The sequence below is a fragment of the Kitasatospora sp. NPDC032757 genome (genome assembly GCF_055579305.1).
The window spans coordinates 1-20,277 of sequence record NZ_JBVINN010000074.1 but is presented as its reverse complement, the minus strand read 5'-3'; the positions used below and the strand labels follow the sequence as shown (position 1 = coordinate 20,277).

Genomic DNA, 20,277 nt, shown 5'->3' with positions numbered 1-20,277 from the left:
TGCCTCAACGTCGACGCGAGCGGTGGCGGCGCCTCGGAGCAGAGCAACAACTGCTCCACGGCGCCGCAGGCCGCCACCCTCACCGGGCTGCTCGCGCCGGCGCCCGAGCTCGAGTACCCCACCGAGTGCACGAACGTCGCGTTCTAGGCGACCGGCCCGGCCACGACCTCTGTGGACAGTGGTCACCGACGGCCCCGTGTCCGTCCCCGCGTGGGACGGGCACGGGGCCGAGTGCCGTCCTGATGGAGGCCCTCCTCCCAGGCGCCGCGTCGGTACGGCTGGGCCGTCCAAAGGCTGAACTCCCGTGCGGCGCACGACTCTGCCGCCGCCCTGAACTCAGTCCTCGTGACGAGGGCGCGTGCAGCCGGGCGGTGAGCGGCCGGACCGGACCGTGAAGCCGTCCAACCGGGGCGGGAAGTCGGGATGCGGCCGGTGCGAGCCCGGCCCGAGACGGCGGTCGCGAGGATTTCCGGGAGTCCCGGCTGGCCGACTCCCGCTTCACACGGGCCTTCTGCTCCGCAGTCTGCGCACTCGTCTCCTCGGTCGGGACCGACGAACGCGGTGGTGACCTTCCCGCGACTCGACTCCTTCGCCGGTTCCCGTCACGCGGACGACGACCGGCAGCCCCATGCGTAACCCGGCCACTTCGACCCGTCCGGCCACTGCGGGATCCGGGCATCCGGTCCTGCCGGGCGGCGAGTTCGCGCCCGGTCCACCAGATGCGTGCGAGGCCCGGCCGCTGGCGGGTGGGTTCCCAGGCTGAGGGATCCGCCCTGTCCCGCCCCGTGCCGGAATCAGCAGATGCTGCTCCTGCTCCTGCTCCTGCTCCCGCGGCCCGCGGCCGACGCCTCTGCCGGCAGTGGCCGGCCGAGACCGCGGCCCGGTTGACGGTCCGTCGCGACCCTGGCCGGGGCTGACTGACGCGCCGTCGTCACCGCCGCCGCCAAGCCCCGCGCCGGGTCGCGGCCGTGGAGACCCCGGCGGGTCCCCGCGCAAGATCGCTGATAACCAACACTTGCATGTTATTTGCCCGCCACGCCGGCCGAAGATGTGTTGGTGGCGCAGGCCCGGCGGATTGCGGCGACCGGTCGTTCTTTGAAACCGAGCGGCGCGAAATGGAGATTCGCCCGCATGCCGCATACCTGGGCGACGCTGATCGTCGTTGATGCGGGTGTGACTACGAAAACCTCGTTCCCCGCGTCCGCAGACTTTCGGTTCACCGACGCCGACGACCGGTTCCGAGTGGAGGAGGGGGATCCGCTGGGAAGTTCAAGTGATTTTCTGGGTGCCGGAGAGATCTTCCTCGAGTACGGCGCGGAGCGGGTTCGTCTCCGGCACTGCTCCGAGCTGTGGGTGGACTTTCTGTGGACGGTGCAGGAGATCGAATCCGATGCCATGGGGCGCTTCGGCGTTCTGCTGGGAGCTCCGGCCCTGAGCTAACTGGGTGAATCGTTCCTCCAGTCGAATACCTACGGCATGTTTGCCGCGTTATCTGCCGCGTGAGAGTGGAAGTGTCAACCGGACCGGCATTCGCCGATGGCCAGCCATGGCAGGGGCATAATGCCTATGCGACGTCGTTTTACGAACTCGGGACCTACCAGGGATTCCAGGGTGCCACGGGGATAATCTCCGTCCCCCGTGACCCCGGCTGGTACTACGGAAATTTTGCAGGCCAAGACCCGCACTGTCCGGAAAGCATTGGCGCGGGCGAGGTCGGGTGGGATCCCCCACCGGATTTCACCCGGATCCAGTTCTCCGCGGAGGACGCCGGTCCCGTGCCGGATGTCGGGCAGATGCCGGACGCCGGCCGGGCCGCCGAGCGCCGGGCCATCCGTCGCCGGCGCCCCCGCGTATCCAGGATGCGGCAGTGGCCCCAGGCGCTCAGCACCGTGTTCGCAGCTCTCGCCGCTCTGACCGTCGCCACGGTGAGCGTCCTCGGATGGGTGCTCTCCTATAACCCGCTGCAGGACCTGGCGTCGCTTCGCGTTTCACGGAACCTGGCGGAGCTGTGGCCCCTGGTTGTCTACGGCCCTTGGCTCGTCGCCTCGCTGTCGATCCTGCGCGCCACCCTCACGCGGCACCGCGCCACGTATTCGTGGGTCGTGGTGGTCCTCTTTTCGGCTGTCGCCACCGGCCTGTGCGTCATTCACGCCTCCAGGACGTTTCCCGGCGTGGTCGTCGCCGCGCTCCCTCCACTCACCGCCGTCGTCTCGTTCCACCAACTCGTACGCCAGATCATCCTGCCCCCGCGGGCGCGGCCTGCTGCGTCCGGCCGAGGGCCGACGCACAGGGCCCGTGGATGACCGACTTCACCGCGTACGGATCGGAGCCGGGTCTGCCAGGCGGTTCCTCGGGCCCGGGCGCGACGCTCGACCGTGGAGCCGGACCGGCAAGGCCCGCAGGCGACTTGAGCGCAGGCAGAACCGCCGGCCCGGCGGGATGACTGCGGATATCGGCTGCCGGGGCCGACGTTGACTCCGCCGGGCAATGGGGCAACGGAGCCTGAGTCTGTAGTGCGGACGGGTGAAGCTGGGCACGCTTCCGAACCTTTGCCAGGTGCCGTCGTTAGCCAGGTGTCCGCGGAATGTGCGGGTAGATCCCATGTGGAGGCTCTTATGATCATTGGTAAGAAGGCGGCGTTCCTCACGGCGGCTGCGGGTGCGCTGATTCTCGCCGGTGCGAGCGGCGCCAGCGCCTGTGGCCCGGACGGCGGCCACCCCAGCCACCCCAGCCACCACGTCGGCGGCTCCGTCGAGCAGAGCAACACCTGCTCCACGGCCCCCGGTGTCCTCGCCCTGGCCGGCCTCGCCCCCGACATCGAGTACGACACCAACTGCCTCAACGTCGACGCCAGCGGTGGCGGCGCCTCGGAGCAGAGCAACAACTGCTCCACGGCGCCGCAGGCCGCCACCCTCACCGGGCTGCTCGCCCCGGCGCCCGAGATCGAGTACAACACCAACTGCACCAACGTCGCCTTCTAGGCGCCGAGCGCGGCCACGGCTCCGGCCACTTGGACCGCAGAGCGCCCTCTCTGTCCACTCCCTCTGTCCGCTCGGGGGGATAGGGACGGGGGCGAAGCGCCAGCCCTGGTCAAGAGCGAAGTCGGTCCCCGGAAGCACGGCCTCCGGGGACCGAGTCCGTTTACGGGCCCCCGAGCCGGCCGGCCCTCTGGCAGCTCACCAGGATCGGCATCGTCTGCCTGCACGGCTGACGGCCCCCCTGCTGCCCAGCCGCCGCCCCCACCCGGACGGCGGCGGGGCCCGTCGGCGGGTACGGACGCTCCGTCGGCAGCGGTGCGTGGTCCCTGGTGCGCCGGACTTCGCCGGCCACCTCCGTGACGTCGGTGACCGGGCGGATCCACTCGTCCGCGGACCGCCGCACCGCCGCGCAGCCCGGCCCGGCCCGGCCGCCAGGCCAGCGGCTGGAGGTGGATCCCGCGCTCAGGGTCCCACTGGACCCGTACCGGGCTGCGGCGCAGCTCGCGCTGCCAGTCGGCCTTGGCCGTGTGCACCCGGCCGGCACGCTGCTGCACCCCGGCGCCGTGCTGGCCCGGCTGGTCACCCGCCGCCCGCTCACCGCCCCGGACGGCCGCACCCTCAGCGCCGGGGGCCGCGAGCTGGTCGACGCCCTGCACCGGCTCTACTCCTTCGGGACTCCTTCGGGGTGTCCGGCACGGAAGGTTGACGCGGGCGCTCGAACCCCCGTGCCGTAGGCTCGCTCGGCGGCTGAGCGACCGACGGCCGCGCCGACCACGAGCGGGGGAGGGAGTCCCGAGCTGATGAGCACCGCAGCGAGCACCTCGAGTACGGAGCCGGCGAACGCGGAGCCGTCCGGTGCCGGCGACCGGCCCGACGGTGCCGAGGGCAACGGCCGGTTCCCCGCCGCGGTGGACCGCTTCGCGCCCGCGATCGGCGCGTACGCGGTGGTGAAGGCGGTCGGTCTGGGCGTCTTCATGCTGCTGCTCTCGCACACCGGGGACTTCCTCAAGAAGGAGGTCGGCCGCGGCGGCGGTGCCCAGCCCTGGGACGTACTCGGCACCTGGGACGGCATCTGGTACCAGCGGATCGCCGAGAACGGCTACAACCCGCAGCTCGTCCCGGTGCACGGCTTCGGCACGCTGGCCACGTACCACGAGAACTCGGCTGCGTTCTTCCCGCTCTACCCGTGGCTGATGCGGCTGGTCGGCGCGGTGACCGGCCTCGGCCCGTACGGCTCCGGGATCGCCGTCTCGGTGGTCGCCTCGTTCGTCGCGGCGGCCGGGATCTTCGCGATCGCCGAGCGGCTGGGCGGCTTCCGGGCGGGCGTGACCGCCGCGGTGATCTGGGGTCTCTTCCCGGGCTCGGGGGTGGAGTGGGCGGTCTACTCGGACTCGCTCTTCGTCGCGATCTCCGCCTGGGCCTGCTACTGCGTGATGACGCGCCGCTGGGTGACCGCCGGCCTGCTGGCCCTCGCGGCCGGTCTCAACCGGCCCACCGCGGCCGCGCTGATCGCGGCCGTCTCGATCGCGGCGCTGGTGGCACTCATCCGGCGCAGGGACGGAATCGCGCGCCCCCTGACCGCGATGCTGATCACCCCCTGGGGCCTGCTCTGGTACGTCGCCTGGGTCGGCTACCGGATGGGCGACTGGGGCGGCTACTTCAAGCTCCAGCGCGGTGCCTGGAACCGCTACTTCGACTGGGGAGCCTCCACCTCCCGCACCTTCCTGGACGTGATCACCGGGCACTGGACCTTCTGGCAGTCCAACCCGGTGCCGGACCTCATCGCGGTCGGCCTGGTGATCGCCCTGCCCGGCCTGCTGGTGCTGCTGCTGCGCGTCCGGCCGCCGCTGGTGCTGGTGGTCTACACGCTGCTGACCGTCTTCACCGCGCTGAGCAGCAACCAGATCTTCAGCAACATCTCGCGCTACCTGCTGCCCGCCTTCCCGCTCGTCATCGGCCTGGCGATCGCGCTGCGCCGGGTGCGGCTGCCAGCCCTGATCGGCCTCTTCGCGGTGCCGTCGCTGGCGGCCGGCTGGTACGCGGGGTACGCGCTGTTCGAGCTGGGCATTCCGTAGCCCGGGCATCTCGTCACCCGGGCGCTCCGTAGCCCCGGGCGGCCCCACGGCGCCGGGCATTGCGTGCGGCGGTGCGTTCTGCCGATCGGCGCGTTCCGTCGGCCGGCGCGTCCCGGGAGGCCGGTGCGTGCTGCCGGGGCGCGGCGTATTTGGTTGCTCACGGGATCATCTGCCGGGAGACGGCCTTGCTACGCTCGGACGTATGACGACGAGCCCGCCCGTGCGCCAGATCCGCGACCTCTCCGGCCTTCTGGACCACGCCAGCCACGTGCTGGCGACCAGGATGGCGGCCGCCTTCACCGAGCTCGGGATCACCCCGCGCGCGTACTGCGTGCTCTTCCACGCGATGGAGGCCGAGCGCACCCAGATCCAGCTGGCCGAGCTGGCCGACCTGGACAAGACCACCATGGTCGTCACCGTCGATGAGCTGGAGAAGGCCGGCCTCGCCGAGCGCCGGCCGTCCGCCACCGACCGCCGGGCCCGGATCATCTCGGTGACCGAGGCGGGCGAGCGGGCCGTCGAGCAGGGCACCGCAATCGCCGACCGGGTCCACCGCGAGGTGCTGGAGTCGCTGCCGGACCCGGAGCGGACGGCGTTCGTCTCGGCGCTGTCGCGGCTGGTGGGCGGGCATCTGGCCGAGCCGGTGGAGAGCGACCGGACGGTCCGGCGGGCCCGCCGCGCCAGGGGCTGAGTGGGTAGATGACGAGACCTTCCCGAGAAAGATAGTCCCGAACAAAACAATCTGTTAGTGTCATTCCCGGTACTCGACGAACCGGGAGACCCACCATGACCACGCACGCCCCGACCGCGCCCGCCCCGCGCAAGGCCACCCCGCGCAAGGCCACCCCGCGCAAGGCCGCGCCGACCGCGCCCGGCCCGGGCCCGGCGGTCCCCGCCCGCTCCCGAGCGCTCGCCCTCGCGGTGCTCTGCGCGGGGATGCTGATGATCGTCCTGGACGGCTCCATCGTCACCGTGGCCCTGCCGGCCATCCAGGCCGACCTCGGCTTCACGCCCGCCGGCCTGACCTGGACGGTCAATGCCTATCTGATCGCCTTCGCCGGCCTGCTCCTGCTGGCCGGCCGGCTCGGCGACCTGATCGGCCGCAAGAAGGTCTTCGTCGCCGGGCTCGCGCTCTTCACCGCCGCCTCGCTGCTCTGCGCCGTCGCCACCGGCCAGGGCGTGCTGATCGCCGCCCGGTTCCTCCAGGGCGTAGGCGGCGCGATGGCCTCCGCGGTCAGCCTCGGCATGATCGTCACACTCTTCCCCGAGCCCGGCGAGCGCGGCCGCGCGATCGGCGCCTTCAGCTTCGTCGGCGCGACCGGCGCCTCGATCGGCCAGGTCCTCGGCGGCGTCCTCACCGAGGCCCTCAACTGGCACTGGATCTTCCTGATCAACCTGCCGCTCGGCCTCACCGCCGCCCTGCTCGCCGTCCGGGTGCTCGACTCCGACCGCGGCCCCGGACTGCGGGCCGGCGCCGATGCCCTGGGCGCCGCCCTGGTCACCGCCGCCCTCATGCTCGGCATCTACACCGTCGTCGGCACCGGCGAGCACGGTTGGACCTCCTCCCGCACGCTCGGCCTCGGCGGGCTCTCCGTCGCCCTGCTGGCCGCCTTCCTGCTGCGCCAGGCCCGTGCCGCCCACCCGCTGCTGCCGCTGCGGATGTTCCGCTCCCGCAACGTCGCCGGCGCCAACGTCGTGCAGATCCTGACCATCTCCGGGATGTTCGGCTTCCAGATCCTCGCCGCCCTCTACCTGCAGAACGTGCTCGGCTACGGCGCCGCCGCCACCGGCCTGGCGATGCTCCCGGCGGCCGTCGCCATCGGCGCCGTCTCGCTGCTGCTCTCCGCCCGGCTGAACGCCCGCTTCGGCGAGCGCAACGTCCTGCTCGCCGGGCTGGCGCTGCTGGTCGCCGCACTCGGGCTGCTCACCCGCCTGCCGGCCGACGCCGACTACGTCGTCCACCTGCTGCCGACCATGCTGCTGATCGGTGGCGGCGGGCTGGTGCTCTCCGGCCTCACCGCGCTGGGCATGTCCGGCGCGAGCACGGCCGACGCGGGCACCGCCTCCGGCCTCTTCAACACCACCCAGCAGGTCGGTGCCGCCCTCGGCGTGGCCGTTCTCACGACCCTGGCCACCTCCCGCAGCGCCGCCCTGACCGCGGCCGGCCACTCCGCCGCGGATGCCCTCACCGGCGGCTTCCGGCTCGCCTTCGCGGTCGCGGCCGGCCTGCTCACGGCGGCCCTGGTGCTCACCGCGGTCGTCCTGCGGCCCGCCCGCCCGGACGCCGACCGGCCGGCCGTGCCGATGCTCTGAAGCACGGATCCTCCGAAGCACGGATCTTCCAAAAGCACGGATCCTCTGAGGCGCGGATCTTCTGACGCGCAGCCAGACGGTCGGACAGTCACACGACAGACGGCGACGGGCCGCCGGGGAGACCCGGCGGCCCGACCGTTGGGCGCACCGTCCCGCCGCCCCGCACGCGCGGGGCGGCCGGTGCGCCGGGTGCCGTCAGCCCTTCTTGGCGATGAAGTCGAACAGGCCGGCCGCCACACTGTCCAGGTACGGGCCGGTCTGGTACTTCGGCTCACCCTCGAACCCGACCGAGACGTTGCTGACCAGGGCCGGCTTGCCGTCCTTGGTGGCCAGCCAGCCGCCGCCGCTGGAGCCGCCCGTCATGGAGCAGCCGATGGCCAGCATCGGCGGGCGCGCGGGGTCGAGCGAGTAGCGGGAGGGCTTGCCGCCCTCGCAGTGGTTGAGCTCCATGCCGTCGAACGGCGGTGCGGCCGGGTAGCCGTAATTGGTGACGGCCAGCTGGTCGCGCGGGGCGTTGAACCAGACCGGAACGGCGCCGCCGATCGTCTCCTCCAGCGACTTGCCGCCGTCGTTCTCGGGCTTGACGCGCAGGATCGCGAAGTCGTACTGCGCCGCGGGGCCCACCGGGCCGCCGCCCTCGGCCTTCCAGACCGGGGAGGTGACGTAGTTGACCGCGTCCCACTCGCCGTACGGCGCGTACTGCGAGGGGTCCGTCGGCCGCTTGCCACCGGTCACCGCGCCGGAGCTGTTGAAGTCCGGGATGAAGACGATGTTGCTGTTGAACGTGGAGCCCTTGCCCTGGTGGGCGCAGTGGCCGGCGGTCCACACCAGGTTGCTCTTGCCGGGGTGGGCCGGGTCGGCCACCACGGTCCCGGAGCAGACGTAGTGCTGGCCCAGCTTGCCGGGCGCGAGGCTCTCGCCGCCGGGCTTGTCGAAGAAGATCTTGCCGAATACGGCCATGTTCTTCGCGTACGGGTGCGGTACGGCCTGCGCGGTGACGGTCTGGGGCGCCGGGTCGCTGCCGGTGTCGCCCGGCTGGGTGGGTGCTCCGCCCGGCGTCTGGGCGGTCGACGGCTTCGGCGCGGCGGTGGTCGGCTGTGCGGACTGCGCCGGTGCGGTGGACGGCTGGGGCGCCGATGGCTTCACCTGCCCGGCCGGCTGGGCGGACAGCATCCTGTCCAGGTTCCAGTAGCCCTTGGCGACGGCCGGGAGGGCGTAGTCCTTGGCCCACTTCTCCCAGTCGTCGAAGTTCCACTTCTTCAGATCCGCGAGATTGGCCGGCAGCCCCAGATCCGGCGCGTTGGTCGAGGCCCCCGTGGCCGTCGTGTCGCCGGAGCTGTTGTCAGGCCCGCAGGCCGAGGTGGCCAGCAGGGTCAGTGCCAGTACGGATGCGCCGAGGGTGGCCCGCGTGGCGCGCATGGTGATACGAGTCGATGACATGAACGTCGGAAAATCCCCCTGTGAACGGCCCGGCGTGGAAACCGCCGACGCCGGGTGTGCGGGCAGGAGTATGTCACCGATCGTCAGAACACCTGTTCCCGGGCACGTTCGGGCGGGCGGGCCCGTCCCTGGCGCGACCCGGTCGAGCGCCCCCGGTCACCCCGCGGCGCAGGCCCGGAGGGGGCGCAGGGCCGGGACGTCAGGGCCAGACCAGGCAGTACAGCTGGTGGCCGGCCTCGTGCAGCCGGTTCGCGAAGTCCTGCCACTCGTGCAGCATGCTGTAGATCACGAAGGCGTCGCGCGGGCCCCGGCGGTCGGGGACGGTGGACCAGATGAAGGCGGCGGCGCCGAGTTCGGTCTCGTCGGCCTTGCGCAGCGGTTCGACCACGTTCTGCGGGAGCTGGACGACGGCGTAGTCGGGGTGCAGGACGACCAGCTCCAGCGGCGGGACCTGGTGCAGCGGCACGCCCTGGATGCCGGTGAGGACCATCGCGCTCATGGTCTCCGGCTTGATCTTGGTGGAGAGGTGGCCGTTGGGGGAGCCGCTGGTCTCCATCAGGTCGCCGAGCCGCCCGAGCGAGCCGAGCTCGCCCGCGTCGAGGCCGAGCCCGCCGGGGCCGAGCGCGGTCGGGACTCTGGCGGCGGTGGCTCGGTCGGGTGCGCCGAAGTACTTGTAGGTCACCCCCACGCGTCCCTCACCCCGCCTCTCTCCGCCGCGACCTCCACGACCCGTACCCGCTCCCGTACCCCCGCGTGCGGCCTCGGCGGGCCGGCGGGAGCCACCCGCGGCCTCGTCGTAGCCGTCCTGCGCCTCGGACACTCGGACCATCCTCACCGGAATTCGCCGGAATCGACAGACCCCCGCACGTCCGGCGTCCCACCGGACGTGCTCCTTACCCGTCATGCGCCGCCGTACCCAGTCGGGGCACGCGGCAGTCCTCTTCACACCCCTGCACACGCGGGGAGTCTGCACACCCCGCGTGGAAAGCCTGAGTACATAGTCTGACTGGTCCGTCCAGCGGGAGCAGCCAGGGGCCCCGTTGTACGGATAACCGTACAGACTTCGTCCCCCGGATCATCGTTCCAGATGATGAGGTCCGACATGCAGAGGTGAAGGACACGATTTGAGACCATGTCTCCCGTGAGCTACCCCTACGAAGCACCCCAGTCCCAGTCGCTCTTCGACCGCGCCTCGGTCGTCACGCCCGGCGGCGTCAACTCCCCGGTGCGCGCCTTCCGCGCCGTGGGCGGCACGCCGCGCTTCATGGTGTCCGGCACGGGCCCCTACCTCACCGACGCCGACGGCCGCGAGTACGTCGACCTGGTGTGCTCGTGGGGCCCGATGATCCTCGGCCACGCGCACCCCGCGGTCATCGACGCCGTCCAGCAGGCGGTCTCCCGCGGCACCTCCTTCGGTACGCCCGGCCAGGGCGAGGTCGAGCTGGCCGAGGAGATCGTCGCCCGGGTGGCCCCGGTCGAGCAGGTCCGCCTGGTCTCCTCCGGCACCGAGGCGACCATGTCGGCCATCCGGCTGGCCCGCGGCTTCACCGGCCGGGCGAAGATCGTGAAGTTCGCCGGCTGCTACCACGGACACGTGGACGCGCTGCTGGCCGCCGCCGGTTCCGGCGTGGCGACCTTCGGCCTGCCGGACACCCCGGGCGTCACCGGCGCCCAGGCCGGCGACACCATCGTGCTGCCGTACAACGACCTGGCCGCCGTCGAGCAGGCCTTCAAGGCGCACCCGGGCGAGATCGCCTGTGTGATCACCGAGGCCTCGCCCGGCAACATGGGCGTCGTCCCGCCGCTGCCCGGCTTCAACGGCGGCCTGGCCCGGCTCTGCAAGGAGAACGGCGCGCTGTTCATCTCCGACGAGGTGATGACGGGCTTCCGCGTCTCCAAGGCCGGCTGGTACGGCCTGGAGGCGGCCGGCGAGGGCTGGGCCCCGGACCTGCTCACCTTCGGCAAGGTCATGGGCGGCGGCTTCCCGGCGGCGGCCTTCGGCGGCCGCGCCGACGTGATGGGCCACCTGGCCCCGGCCGGCCCGGTCTACCAGGCCGGCACCCTCTCCGGGAACCCGATCGCCACCGCGGCCGGCCTGGCCCAGCTGCGCGGCTGCACCGACGAGGTGTACGCGACGGTGGACAGGGTCTCCGCCGAGGTCTCCACGCTGGTCGCGGACGCGCTGGCCAAGGAGGGCGTGGCCCACCGGCTGCAGACCGCCGGGAACATGTTCTCGGTGTTCTTCACCGAGGCCGCCGTCACCAACTACGACGAGGCGAAGACCCAGGAGGCGTTCCGCTTCAACGCCTTCTTCCATGCCATGCTCGCCCAGGGCGTCTACCTGCCGCCGTCCGCCTTCGAGTCCTGGTTCGTCTCGGCGTCCCACGACGAGCGGGCGATCGAGCGGATCGCCGCCGCCCTGCCGGCCGCCGCCCGTGCGGCCGCCGAGGCCACGGCCTAGATTTCACCGAGCCCCAGGAGTACTGAGAAGTGAGCGCCAAGGACATCACCGTCGTCCACCTGATGCGGCACGGTGAGGTGCACAACCCGGAGGGCATCCTGTACGGCCGGCTGCCCGGCTACCGGCTCTCCGAGCTGGGCCGGCAGATGGCCGACCGGGTGGCCGAGGACCTGGCCGGCCGGGACATCACCCACGTGGTGGCGTCCCCGCTGGAGCGGGCGCAGGAGACCGCCGAGCCGATCTCCAAGTCGCACGGCCTGGACCTCGCGACGGACGACCGGCTGATCGAGGCGGACAACATCTTCCAGGGCAAGACCTTCGGGGTCGGCGACGGTTCGCTGAGGAACCCGGGCTACTGGAAGTACCTGACCAACCCGTTCAAGCCCTCCTGGGGCGAGCCGTACATCGAGCAGGCGGTGCGGATGATGGGCGCGCTCGCCGCGGCCCGGGACGCCGCTCGCGGGCACGAGGCGGTCTGCGTCAGCCACCAGCTGCCGATCTGGATCGTCCGTTCCTTCGTGGAGCGCCGCCGGCTCTGGCACGACCCGCGCAACCGGCAGTGCTCGCTGGCCTCGCTGACCAGCTTCACGTTCGAGGGCGACAAGATCGTCTCGGTCGGCTACCGCGAGCCGGCCCGTGACCTGCTGCCCGCGCACCTGGTCGGCAAGGGCGGCAGGAGCAAGCCGGTGGGCAAGAGCTTCGGCGCCTGACGCGGTGCCCCGCAGGCCCCGCCGACGGGCCGCGCGCAGGCCTCGCCGCCCGATGTAAGACCCGTCTAAATATGGGCTGCGTCACCTCCGACGCGCCCGGGTGGTCTGGTCCGGCTGCAGGTCAGAGGGGGTCCGACACGGAATGTCGGACCCCCCCGAACCTGGTCGGAAGAGCATGCGAAACTTTTCACATGTCTGGCACGACGCGCCCCCGTCCTCGTCTCGCCGCAGCGGCCGCAGTCACGGCCGCCGCTGCCGCGCTCGCCCTCAGCGGCTGCTCCTCGTCCGGCTCGTCGGGCAGCGGTGACGGCCAGATCGGTTTCGTCACGGCCAAGGGCACCAACCTCTCCACGGCCGCCGCCGGACACCGCCAGGACGCGCCCGACATCTCCGGCGGCACCCTGGAAGGGACGCCGGTCAAGCTCTCCGACTACCGGGGCAAGGTCGTCGTCCTCAACGTCTGGGGCTCCTGGTGCGGGCCGTGCCGGGCCGAGGCGGACGACCTCCAGCGGACCTGGGAGAAGTACAAGGACCAGGGCGTCCAGTTCCTCGGCATCAACACCAGGGACGCGGAGATCAAGAACGCCGTCCGCTTCGAGGAGGAGAAGGGCGTCACCTACCCGAGCCTGTACGACCCGGCCGGCACCCAGCTGCTGAAGTTCCCCAAGGGCAGCCTCAACCTGCAGACTCTCCCGACCACCCTGGTGGTCGACCGTGACGGCAAGCTCGCGGCCCGCGCCGTCGGCGGCCAGACCGACGACGCCCTGGAGTCGATCCTCCAGCCGGTGCTGGCGGAGCAGAAGCAGTGAGCGCGGTCCTGCAGCTGGCGGACAACATCGGGACCATCCAGAGCGGCGCGCTGCTGGTGGCGGCGCCGATCGCGCTGGCAGCGGGCCTGGTGTCGTTCTTCTCGCCCTGCGTGCTGCCGCTCGTTCCCGGCTACCTCTCCTACGTGACCGGCTTCTCGGCCGCCGACCTCGCCGACGCGCGCGGGGCCCGGCGCGGCCGGATGCTGGCGGGGGCGGCCCTGTTCATCCTGGGCTTCACCGCCGTCTTCGTCTCCGGCGGGGCGCTGTTCGGCCAGTTCGGCGACACGCTGAAGGAGCACCAGGCGGTCATCAGCAGGGTGCTCGGGGTGGTGACGATCGTCATGGGGCTGGCCTTCATGGGATTCGTGCCCGGCCTGAGCATGCGCGAGGTGCGGTCCCACCGCCGCCCGGTGATCGGGCTGCTGGGCGCGCCGATGCTCGGTGTGGTCTTCGGCGTGGGCTGGACGCCGTGCATGGGGCCGACGCTGGGCGCCGTCACCAACCTGGCGCTCAACCAGGCCGATGCCCAGCGCGGCGCCCTGCTGATGTTCTTCTACTGCATGGGCCTCGGCGTACCGTTCATCGTGGCCGCGGTGGCGTTCCGCCGGGCGCTGGGTGCGTTCGGCTGGGTCAAGCGGCACTACCCGCTCGTCATGCGGATCGGCGGCGGCATGCTCGTCGTGGTCGGTCTGCTGCTGGTCACCGGGGTCTGGGACTCGATGGTGAATGACCTGCAGTACCAGTTCGCCGACTTCCAGATCGGAATCTGACCCGTGAGCAAGACCACGACCGACAGCGAGCTGCCCCCGGCGACGGAGGCCGCGACCGAGGACGCGGCCGAGCGGCTGACCACCGCGCCGGTCGAGTCGGACGGCCCCACCGGCATGGGGGTGCTCGGCTGGCTGCGCTGGATGTGGCGTCAGCTGACCTCGATGCGGGTCGCGCTGATCCTGCTCTTCCTGCTGTCGCTGGCCGCGATCCCGGGCTCGCTGATCCCGCAGAACGGCCAGAACCAGTTCAAGGTCGAGACCTGGAAGACGCAGCACACCACGGTCGCGCCGGTCTACGAGAAGCTCCAGCTGTTCGACGTCTACAGCTCGGTCTGGTTCTCGGCGATCTACATCCTGCTGTTCGTCTCGCTGGCCGGCTGCATCGTCCCGCGCACCTGGCAGTTCGTCGGCGTGCTGCGGGCCGCGCCGCCGGCCGCGCCGCGCAACCTGACCCGGATGCCGGTCTACGCGGCCTGGCGCACCGACGCGGACGCCGAGGCGGTGAACGCCGCGGCGCACGCGCTGCTGCGCAGGCGCCGCTTCCGCGCGGACCTGGCGGGCGGTTCGGTGGCCGCCGAGAAGGGCTACCTGCGCGAGGTCGGCAACCTGGTCTTCCACCTGTCGCTGTTCGCGCTGCTCGGCGGCTTCGCCTGGGCGAGCCTGGCCAGCGGCACCGGCGGCAAGCTGATGGTGGGCGGCGAGGGCTACTCCAACACCATCACGCAGCTGGACGACTTCACCGGCTCGCGGTTCTACGGCACCGAGGACCTCGACCCCTTCTACCTGAAGCTGGACAGCTTCAAGTCGAGCTTCCAGACCAAGGGCGACCAGATCGGCGCCGCCCGCGAGTTCACCGCGAACGTCGAGTACTACGCGGGCAGCGACGCCTCCAAGCTGGCCAAGGGCACGATCGAGGTCAACCACCCGCTGGAGATCGGCGGCAGCAAGGTCTACCTGATCGGCCACGGCTACGCCCCCGTGATCACCGTGAAGAACGCCGCCGGCCAGGTGGTCTACACCGGGGCGACGCCGTTCCTGCCGCAGGACCCCAACCTGACCTCCACCGGCGTCATCAAGGTCTCCGACTACGGCGAGAAGGACGGCAAGAAGACCCAGATGGGCTTCTCCGGCTTCTTCCTGCCGACCGCCCCGGTGGCCTTCGACGCGAACACCGGCCCGCGCTCGCTCTTCCCCGGCGACGCCGACCCGGCGCTGGTGCTGAACGCCTTCGCGGGCGACCTCGGCACCGACTCCGGCCTGCCGCAGAACGTCTACCAGCTCAACACCAAGAACCTGACCCAGCTCCAGCAGGACGGCAAGATCGCCAAGGTCCGGCTGAAGCCCGGCCAGGCGTGGGAGCTGCCGGACGGCTACGGCTCCGTCACCTTCGAGGGCTACAAGCAGTGGGCCAGCTTCAACATCTCGCACCGCCCGGGCAACGAGATCGCCCTGGCCGGCGGCGTGCTGGCGATCCTCGGCCTGATCGGCTCGCTGTTCGTGCAGCGGCGCCGGATCTGGGTCCGCGCGGTGGCGCTGCCCGGCGGCGGCACCCTGGTCGAGCTGGCCGGGCTGGCCCGCAGCGAGTCGGCGAAGATCGCCGAGGAGCTGGCCGAGCTGGCGGTGGACCTCCAGGACGACGCCCCGGCGGTCGACGATCCGGATGAACAACCGGATGAACAAGCAGACGAGCCCGGGGCCGACGAGGCCGACGAGGCCTCGGCACCCGCAGACCCCGCAGTCCCTGCTGACCAGAACTCCAAGGAGTAGACGGTGCATCTCGCCTCGGCGGTCGACCCCCAACTGGCCGACCTCTCCAACAAGCTGATCTATTCGGCCATGGCCGTCTACACGATCGCCATGCTCGCCCACATGTTCGAATGGACCTTCGGCAGCAAGGGCGCCGTCGCCGTCCGTTCGACCGCACAGGCGGGCAGCCTGGCCGAGACGGTCGCGGCCGCCGCCGAGCCCAAGGCCACGAAGAAGGTCACCGTCACGGTCGCCTCGGCGGGCGGCGGCACCACCACGCTCACCCGCACCGCCCTGGCGGGCGAGGGCGCGACGGTGGTCACCAGCGGGCGCGGAGAGGACGAGGTCGACGGCCCGGGTGCGGCCGGCACCAGCGAGCGGGCCGACCTGGCCGGCCGGATCGCGGTCTCGCTCACCGTCCTGGGCGCCCTGCTGCACGCGGGCGGCGTGCTCACCCGCGGCCTCTCGGTCTCCCGCTGGCCGTGGGGCAACATGTACGAGTTCTCCTGCGCCTTCGCGCTGGCCATGACGGTCGCCTACCTCGGCCTGCTGGCCTCGAAGAAGCCCGTCCGCTGGCTCGGCCTGCCGGTCACCCTGGCCGTCGTGCTCACCCTCGGCATCGCCACCCAGGTGCTGTACACCGAGTCCGAGCAGCTCGTCCCGGCGCTGCACTCGTACTGGCTGGCGATCCACGTCTCCACCGCGATCATCTGCGGCGGCGCCTTCTACGCGGCGTTCATCGCGACACTGCTGTACCTGGGCAAGGACTCCTTCGACCGGCGGATGGAGGCGGGCCTGACCACCGGCCCGCTCGGCACGGCGGCGTCCATCTGGCAGCGCCTGCCCGCCGCGTCCACGCTCGACAAGCTGTCGTACCGGATCAACGCGCTGGTCTTCCCGCTCTGGACGTTCACCATCATCGCGGGCGCGATCTGGGCCGAGGCCGCCTGGGGCAAGTACTGGGAGTGGGACCCGAAGGAGACCTGGTCCTTCATCACCTGGGTCGCCTACGCCTGCTACCTGCACGCCCGGGCCACCGCCGGCTGGAAGGGACGCAAGGCCGCCTACCTGGCCCTGGCCGCGTTCGCCTGCTGGCTGTTCAACTACTACGGGGTGAACATCTTCGTCACCGGAAAGCACTCCTACGCGGGGATCTGACCGGAGGAAAGCACCCACCGGCCCGGCGCTCCGCAGATCGGAAGCCGGGCCGAGGTGTGACAGGGGTAAGTCGTGCCGGCCAACCCGAGCCGGCACGGGGAGGAACGAGGAGGAAATCGCGCGATGGAGTGCGACGAGGTCATGCTGACCGTCCGAATCACCGCCGCCGAGCGCACGCTGCTCCGCAGGCTCGCCCAGGGACACCGCAGCGACGTGTCCGAGGTCGTGGCCGACGGCCTGCTGGACATCATCCCCACGCTCAGCACGCAGGCGGACGCCTACCGGCTGCTGGGCGCCCTCACGGCCCCCGCGCCGTGCGCCCTGACGGTCTGGCTGCCGACCCCGCTGGCCGACCTGCTGGTCCCGGGCGCGGCCCGGATCACCCAGGTGACCCAGGTCCGGATCGGGTCGGCCAGCGCCATGCTGGGCGCCGCGCTGCGGCTCTGGCTGGCCCAGGACCCCGGCCGGCTGGCGGCCAACCTCAGCGTGATGCACGCCGGCCGCCCGGCCGCGCTGGTCGCGGCCTGAGCCCGGCGGACCGCGGCGCGGCCGACGGCGGGTCAGCTGGCGAGCGGAAGGCCCGGAGCGCGGTCCGGCCCCGCCGGGCGGCCGTCGAGGGCCTCCCGGCGGGTGGCGCCGCCGTCGACCGGCGCGGTGACCAGCCGGCACTCGGCGGCGGTCCGGCCGTCCTGGACCAGCTGAACCCGCACCGGCACCCGCTCGGGGCTGTTGCCGAGGCCGGTGCCGGGTTCGCGGACCGCCTGCACCAGGCAGGGCCGGTCCAGCTCGATGAAGCGGCTGAACGAGGAGACCAACTCGACCGGCACCACCCGCTCGGGGTGCCGCAGCCGCTGCGCGGCCTGCCGGGCGGCCTCCAGTACGAGCATCCCGGGCACGTGGTCCGGGGCGCGGTCGAACAGCACGGGGTGGCGGGCGTCGGCCCGCAGCAGCCAGCTGCCCGGCACCGGCGACGGCCCGAGGACGACGTCGGCGGCCCGCTCGCGGCCGACCAGCTCGGGCGCGGTGGGGGTGTCGGGGAGCCAGGGCCCGGCGGGCCGGTTCCCGGCCCCGCGCAGCCGGGCGTAGGCGACGGGGGAGAAGACCCGCAGCTGCCCGGAGGCGTGGCCGACCGGCCGGCCGTCCCGCCGGATCTCGGCGTGCACCCGCAGCGAGGCCAGCCGGCCGTGCCGCATCCGGACGTCGTGGCAGCCGACCTCCAGCATCAGCGAGGCGGGCGCGGCGGTGACGGCGAGCGCTTCCAGGCCGGCCGGGCCGAGCGTGTAACAGAGCTCGTCCAGCGTGAACTCGTGGCCGTCCGGCACGCCGAAGCCGACGTGGCCGATCAGCAGCCCGGCCTGCCGGACGGTCTCGGCCAGCAGGACCGGGTCGTGGTGCCGGTCGCCGGGCAGCCGGTAGAAGCCGTGCAGCCGGGGCCACTGCGCGCCGAGCAGGAAGTCGTAGGGGCCGGTCGCCTGCCAGCCGGTGATGAGCACCTCGGAGACGGCGGAGCGGTGGACCAGATGCCGGGAGACGGTCCGCTCGTGGAAGTCGTAGCCGGGACCGGGGTGGGGATACGGACCGTGGTCATCCGGTTCTACGATCAATGGCATGACGGGCCCCACTCCCGGGTGTCGGTCGACCGGCCGCGCGGGCGGCCTTCACAAAACATACAGACCACCCGGTTTGCGCCCTGCGAGCGGGGTCACCGCTGCCGGGTACGTGGCGTGATCACGTTACCCGGCCGCTGGGCTGCGGGAACGTCCGGCAGGGAGAGGGCAGACCTTGGGCGGGGGTCGGTCCCCGCTGGACGGCGGGGGCCATCGAGGGGCTAGATTAGATACCAACCATGCGGTTTCGGGCGGGCCGTCCGCATGCGAGGCGTCGCGCCACCGACGGCGGCGCCCTGACAGCAGCCGGGCGAGCCGGGATCTCGCCGAGGCCGAGGCCGGAGGGGCCAGTGGTCAAACAGGAACGTGCGGGGAGGACCAGGCAGGCCGTGCTGCTCGCGGCCGCGGACACGTTCGCCGAAGCCGGATTCGAGTCGGCCAGCCTGGTCGACATCAGCCGCCGCGCAGGGGTCAGCAAGGGCGCGCTCTACTTCCACTTCGTCTCGAAGCAGGCGCTGGCCGACGGCGTCCGTGCGGCGGCCGCGCGCGAGATCGGCTCGGCCGCCCTGCGGGCCCGGCGCGGCACCGGTCCGGCCGTCCAGGGCCTGATCGACTTCTCCCACGAGCTGGCCCGGCTGCTCCGCGAGGACGTGGTGGTCCGGGCCGGCGTCCAGCTCGCCCAGGGTGCCCGGGGCGGCGCCGCAGCCGCCTGGCAGAGCCTCACCGCCGCCTTCCGCCGGCTGCTGGACCGGGCCGCCGACGCGGGCGAACTGCGCCCCGGGGTGGACGGCCGGCAGGCCGCCGAGCTGCTCACCACCCTGGCGGCGGGGCTGGTGCTGCTCGCGCCCGAGGACACCGGCCGGCTCCGGCCGGAGGCGTTGCACACCCTGTGGACGGCCGCCCTGCCCGCCCTGGTCCCGGCGGACCACTGCTCGTCCTACCGCACCTGAGGCCGTACCGCCTGCCGTCCTCCCGCACCTGACGTCCTGCCGCCTGCCGCCTGCCGTCCCGCCGGACCGCGGGGCGTGCGGGTTCAGGAGCTTCCCGGCGTCCGCTCGGCCACGCTGAGCCGGGCGAGCGCGTGCGGCTGGACGAGGCCGGGCAGCAGCAGCGTCCAGAAGTCGGCCATCCGCTGGAGCAGGTCGCGGCGGCCGCTCAGCACCTGCGAGCTGAGCTGGATCCCGGTCACCGCGCCGGTGATCACCCCGGCCGCGGCCGCCACGTCCAGGCCCGGGTGCAGGTCGCCGGCCTCGCGGGCCTGCTCCAGCAGCCCGCGCGCCGCGTCCGACCAGCCCTGGTAGGCCCCGACCTGCGGCTGGGTGAAGCTTCCGTGCTCGATGGTCAGCCGGATGCTGCCGCGCACCATCGGGTCGTCCAGCAGGGCGTGCGCGAAGGCGTAACCGAGGTCGATCAGGGTCTGCACCGGGCTGTCGGAGGTCGGCTCCCAGGTCGCGAGCCAGGCGCCCTGGCCCTCGATGACGGCCAGTGCCAGCTCCTCCTTGGAGCGGAAGTGGAAGTACAGCGCGCCCTTGGTGACGCCGGCCCGCTCCAGGATCTCCGACATCGTGGCGGCGGCGTAGCCGCGTTCGTCGAACACCTCGGCCGCAGCGAGGAGTACCGCCTGGCGGGTCGCCAGCGCCCGGGCCTGCCTGGCCATCGCAGCCTCCCTGGAAAGTTCTCGTGCTCGGCAGCGGCCGATCCTATGGGGAGGCGCCGGGGCGGCGGGCCGCATACCGTCCAGTAGGTATTCTACCGAGCCGCCTGCGACCGGACCGGCCGTGCCGGGCGGGGCCGGGGACGCCGACGGCCGGCCACCCCGAAGGGTGACCGGCCGTCGGTCGGGTGCTGCGGAGCCGTCAGGCGGCCTGCTGCCAGCTGACCGGCGAGAAGTAGGCCGGGCGGCGCTCCAGCCGGTGCCAGGTGGCGATCGGCTCGACCGGCGCGGCGGCGGCCGCGGCCTGCTGGGCGGACGCGGCGCGGGCCATCAGCACGGCGGTCAGGGCCGCGAGCTCCTCGTCGGAGAGCGAGCCGCGGACGATGCGGAAGGAAGGTTCGGCGGAAGCGGTCATGGTGTGGTTTTCTCCCCCGGCACGTTACTGGTGAATGGTCAGCTGAACGGCGCTGCTACATCGGCGGGTTGCCGTGCTTGCGGCTGGGCAGATCGGCGTGCTTGGTGCGGAGCATGGCGAGCGAGGTGGCGAGGACCTGGC

General features: G+C 72.3%; 20 protein-coding genes. 15 read left to right on the top strand and 5 right to left on the bottom strand.

Annotation, left to right across the window (positions count from 1 at the left end; genetic code table 11):
- Positions 1 to 1,026: 1,026 nt before the first annotated feature.
- From ACZ5WK_RS39425 to ACZ5WK_RS39395, 7 genes are all read left to right on the top strand, one after another.
- Positions 1,027 to 1,440, top strand: a complete 414-nt coding sequence (locus ACZ5WK_RS39425) for a hypothetical protein (protein ID WP_465555265.1) — start codon at positions 1,027 to 1,029, stop codon at positions 1,438 to 1,440.
- Positions 1,441 to 1,511: 71 nt separating this feature from the next.
- On the top strand, positions 1,512 to 2,303 hold the full coding sequence (locus ACZ5WK_RS39420; protein WP_465555263.1) for a DUF2637 domain-containing protein: 792 nt from the start codon (positions 1,512 to 1,514) through the stop codon (positions 2,301 to 2,303).
- 312 nt (positions 2,304 to 2,615) lie between these two features.
- Positions 2,616 to 2,981: a hypothetical protein gene (locus tag ACZ5WK_RS39415; protein WP_465555261.1), complete on the top strand. Its 366-nt coding sequence runs from the start codon at positions 2,616 to 2,618 to the stop codon at positions 2,979 to 2,981.
- Positions 2,982 to 3,343: 362 nt separating this feature from the next.
- Positions 3,344 to 3,712, top strand: a complete 369-nt coding sequence (locus tag ACZ5WK_RS39410; RefSeq protein ID WP_465555259.1) for a hypothetical protein — start codon at positions 3,344 to 3,346, stop codon at positions 3,710 to 3,712.
- A gap of 66 nt (positions 3,713 to 3,778) precedes the next feature.
- Positions 3,779 to 5,053 carry a hypothetical protein gene (locus tag ACZ5WK_RS39405; protein ID WP_465555257.1) on the top strand — a complete coding sequence of 425 codons (1,275 nt, stop codon included), beginning with the start codon at positions 3,779 to 3,781 and terminating at the stop codon, positions 5,051 to 5,053.
- Positions 5,054 to 5,255: 202 nt separating this feature from the next.
- Positions 5,256 to 5,744: a MarR family winged helix-turn-helix transcriptional regulator gene (locus ACZ5WK_RS39400; RefSeq protein ID WP_465555255.1), complete on the top strand. Its 489-nt coding sequence runs from the start codon at positions 5,256 to 5,258 to the stop codon at positions 5,742 to 5,744.
- Positions 5,745 to 5,839: 95 nt separating this feature from the next.
- Positions 5,840 to 7,366 (top strand): DHA2 family efflux MFS transporter permease subunit, encoded by a 1,527-nt coding sequence (locus tag ACZ5WK_RS39395; protein ID WP_465555253.1) that lies wholly within the window; start codon positions 5,840 to 5,842, stop codon positions 7,364 to 7,366.
- Between the two features lie 195 nt (positions 7,367 to 7,561).
- Here ACZ5WK_RS39395 and ACZ5WK_RS39390 read toward each other — a convergent pair whose 3' ends face one another.
- Both ACZ5WK_RS39390 and ACZ5WK_RS39385 read right to left on the bottom strand, forming a co-directional pair.
- Positions 7,562 to 8,806 (bottom strand): trypsin-like serine peptidase, encoded by a 1,245-nt coding sequence (locus ACZ5WK_RS39390; RefSeq protein ID WP_465555251.1) that lies wholly within the window; start codon positions 8,804 to 8,806, stop codon positions 7,562 to 7,564.
- Between the two features lie 199 nt (positions 8,807 to 9,005).
- A complete protein-coding gene (locus tag ACZ5WK_RS39385; protein ID WP_380322880.1) occupies positions 9,006 to 9,635 on the bottom strand; it encodes a hypothetical protein in 630 nt (209 codons plus the stop codon).
- Positions 9,636 to 9,938: 303 nt separating this feature from the next.
- Between ACZ5WK_RS39385 and hemL the strand changes: the two genes are divergently transcribed.
- The 7 genes from hemL to ACZ5WK_RS39350 all read left to right on the top strand — a co-directional run bounded on the left by hemL (position 9,939) and on the right by ACZ5WK_RS39350 (position 16,988).
- On the top strand, positions 9,939 to 11,267 hold the full coding sequence (hemL, locus tag ACZ5WK_RS39380; protein ID WP_465555249.1) for a glutamate-1-semialdehyde 2,1-aminomutase: 1,329 nt from the start codon (positions 9,939 to 9,941) through the stop codon (positions 11,265 to 11,267).
- Between the two features lie 62 nt (positions 11,268 to 11,329).
- Entirely contained in the window at positions 11,330 to 11,977 is a 648-nt protein-coding gene (locus ACZ5WK_RS39375) for a histidine phosphatase family protein (protein WP_465555267.1), read from the top strand.
- A 191-nt stretch (positions 11,978 to 12,168) separates the two neighbouring features.
- Positions 12,169 to 12,786 (top strand): TlpA family protein disulfide reductase, encoded by a 618-nt coding sequence (locus ACZ5WK_RS39370; protein WP_465555247.1) that lies wholly within the window; start codon positions 12,169 to 12,171, stop codon positions 12,784 to 12,786.
- Positions 12,783 to 13,556, top strand: a complete 774-nt coding sequence (locus ACZ5WK_RS39365) for a cytochrome c biogenesis CcdA family protein (RefSeq protein ID WP_465555245.1) — start codon at positions 12,783 to 12,785, stop codon at positions 13,554 to 13,556. The genes ACZ5WK_RS39370 and ACZ5WK_RS39365 overlap by 4 nt, the downstream gene beginning before the upstream one ends.
- A gap of 3 nt (positions 13,557 to 13,559) precedes the next feature.
- Complete coding sequence (gene resB, locus ACZ5WK_RS39360) at positions 13,560 to 15,323, top strand: cytochrome c biogenesis protein ResB (protein WP_465555243.1); 1,764 nt, start codon at positions 13,560 to 13,562, stop codon at positions 15,321 to 15,323.
- 3 nt (positions 15,324 to 15,326) lie between these two features.
- Positions 15,327 to 16,460 carry a c-type cytochrome biogenesis protein CcsB gene (ccsB, locus tag ACZ5WK_RS39355; protein WP_465555241.1) on the top strand — a complete coding sequence of 378 codons (1,134 nt, stop codon included), beginning with the start codon at positions 15,327 to 15,329 and terminating at the stop codon, positions 16,458 to 16,460.
- A gap of 141 nt (positions 16,461 to 16,601) precedes the next feature.
- Positions 16,602 to 16,988, top strand: a complete 387-nt coding sequence (locus tag ACZ5WK_RS39350) for a hypothetical protein (protein WP_465555239.1) — start codon at positions 16,602 to 16,604, stop codon at positions 16,986 to 16,988.
- A 32-nt stretch (positions 16,989 to 17,020) separates the two neighbouring features.
- Here ACZ5WK_RS39350 and ACZ5WK_RS39345 read toward each other — a convergent pair whose 3' ends face one another.
- On the bottom strand, positions 17,021 to 18,070 hold the full coding sequence (locus tag ACZ5WK_RS39345; protein ID WP_465555237.1) for a ScbA/BarX family gamma-butyrolactone biosynthesis protein: 1,050 nt from the start codon (positions 18,068 to 18,070) through the stop codon (positions 17,021 to 17,023).
- Positions 18,071 to 18,417: 347 nt separating this feature from the next.
- Between ACZ5WK_RS39345 and ACZ5WK_RS39340 the strand changes: the two genes are divergently transcribed.
- Positions 18,418 to 19,017 carry a ScbR family autoregulator-binding transcription factor gene (locus ACZ5WK_RS39340; protein ID WP_465555235.1) on the top strand — a complete coding sequence of 200 codons (600 nt, stop codon included), beginning with the start codon at positions 18,418 to 18,420 and terminating at the stop codon, positions 19,015 to 19,017.
- An 83-nt stretch (positions 19,018 to 19,100) separates the two neighbouring features.
- Here the strand turns inward: ACZ5WK_RS39340 and ACZ5WK_RS39335 are convergent, their stop codons facing one another.
- Together ACZ5WK_RS39335 and ACZ5WK_RS39330 are read right to left on the bottom strand one after the other, a co-directional pair.
- Entirely contained in the window at positions 19,101 to 19,724 is a 624-nt protein-coding gene (locus ACZ5WK_RS39335) for a ScbR family autoregulator-binding transcription factor (RefSeq protein WP_396321824.1), read from the bottom strand.
- A 199-nt stretch (positions 19,725 to 19,923) separates the two neighbouring features.
- Entirely contained in the window at positions 19,924 to 20,136 is a 213-nt protein-coding gene (locus ACZ5WK_RS39330; protein ID WP_465555233.1) for an acyl-CoA carboxylase subunit epsilon, read from the bottom strand.
- Between the last annotated feature and the right edge of the window lie 141 nt (positions 20,137 to 20,277).

Bases quoted from the DNA above. Each gene is read 5' to 3' on its own strand.
- ACZ5WK_RS39370 (WP_465555247.1), top strand. From the start codon at position 12,169: ATGTCTGGCACGACGCGCCCCCGTCCTCGTCTCGCCGCAGCGGCCGCA.
- ACZ5WK_RS39395 (WP_465555253.1), top strand. From the start codon at position 5,840: ATGACCACGCACGCCCCGACCGCGCCCGCCCCGCGCAAGGCCACCCCG.
- ACZ5WK_RS39345 (WP_465555237.1), bottom strand. From the start codon at position 18,070: ATGCCATTGATCGTAGAACCGGATGACCACGGTCCGTATCCCCACCCC.
- ACZ5WK_RS39390 (WP_465555251.1), bottom strand. From the start codon at position 8,806: ATGTCATCGACTCGTATCACCATGCGCGCCACGCGGGCCACCCTCGGC.
- ACZ5WK_RS39375 (WP_465555267.1), top strand. From the start codon at position 11,330: ATGCGGCACGGTGAGGTGCACAACCCGGAGGGCATCCTGTACGGCCGG.
- ACZ5WK_RS39385 (WP_380322880.1), bottom strand. From the start codon at position 9,635: ATGGTCCGAGTGTCCGAGGCGCAGGACGGCTACGACGAGGCCGCGGGT.
- ACZ5WK_RS39335 (WP_396321824.1), bottom strand. From the start codon at position 19,724: ATGGCCAGGCAGGCCCGGGCGCTGGCGACCCGCCAGGCGGTACTCCTC.
- ACZ5WK_RS39330 (WP_465555233.1), bottom strand. From the start codon at position 20,136: ATGACCGCTTCCGCCGAACCTTCCTTCCGCATCGTCCGCGGCTCGCTC.
- ACZ5WK_RS39405 (WP_465555257.1), top strand. From the start codon at position 3,779: ATGAGCACCGCAGCGAGCACCTCGAGTACGGAGCCGGCGAACGCGGAG.
- hemL (WP_465555249.1), top strand. From the start codon at position 9,939: ATGTCTCCCGTGAGCTACCCCTACGAAGCACCCCAGTCCCAGTCGCTC.
- ACZ5WK_RS39400 (WP_465555255.1), top strand. From the start codon at position 5,256: ATGACGACGAGCCCGCCCGTGCGCCAGATCCGCGACCTCTCCGGCCTT.
- ACZ5WK_RS39350 (WP_465555239.1), top strand. From the start codon at position 16,602: ATGCTGACCGTCCGAATCACCGCCGCCGAGCGCACGCTGCTCCGCAGG.
- ACZ5WK_RS39415 (WP_465555261.1), top strand. From the start codon at position 2,616: ATGATCATTGGTAAGAAGGCGGCGTTCCTCACGGCGGCTGCGGGTGCG.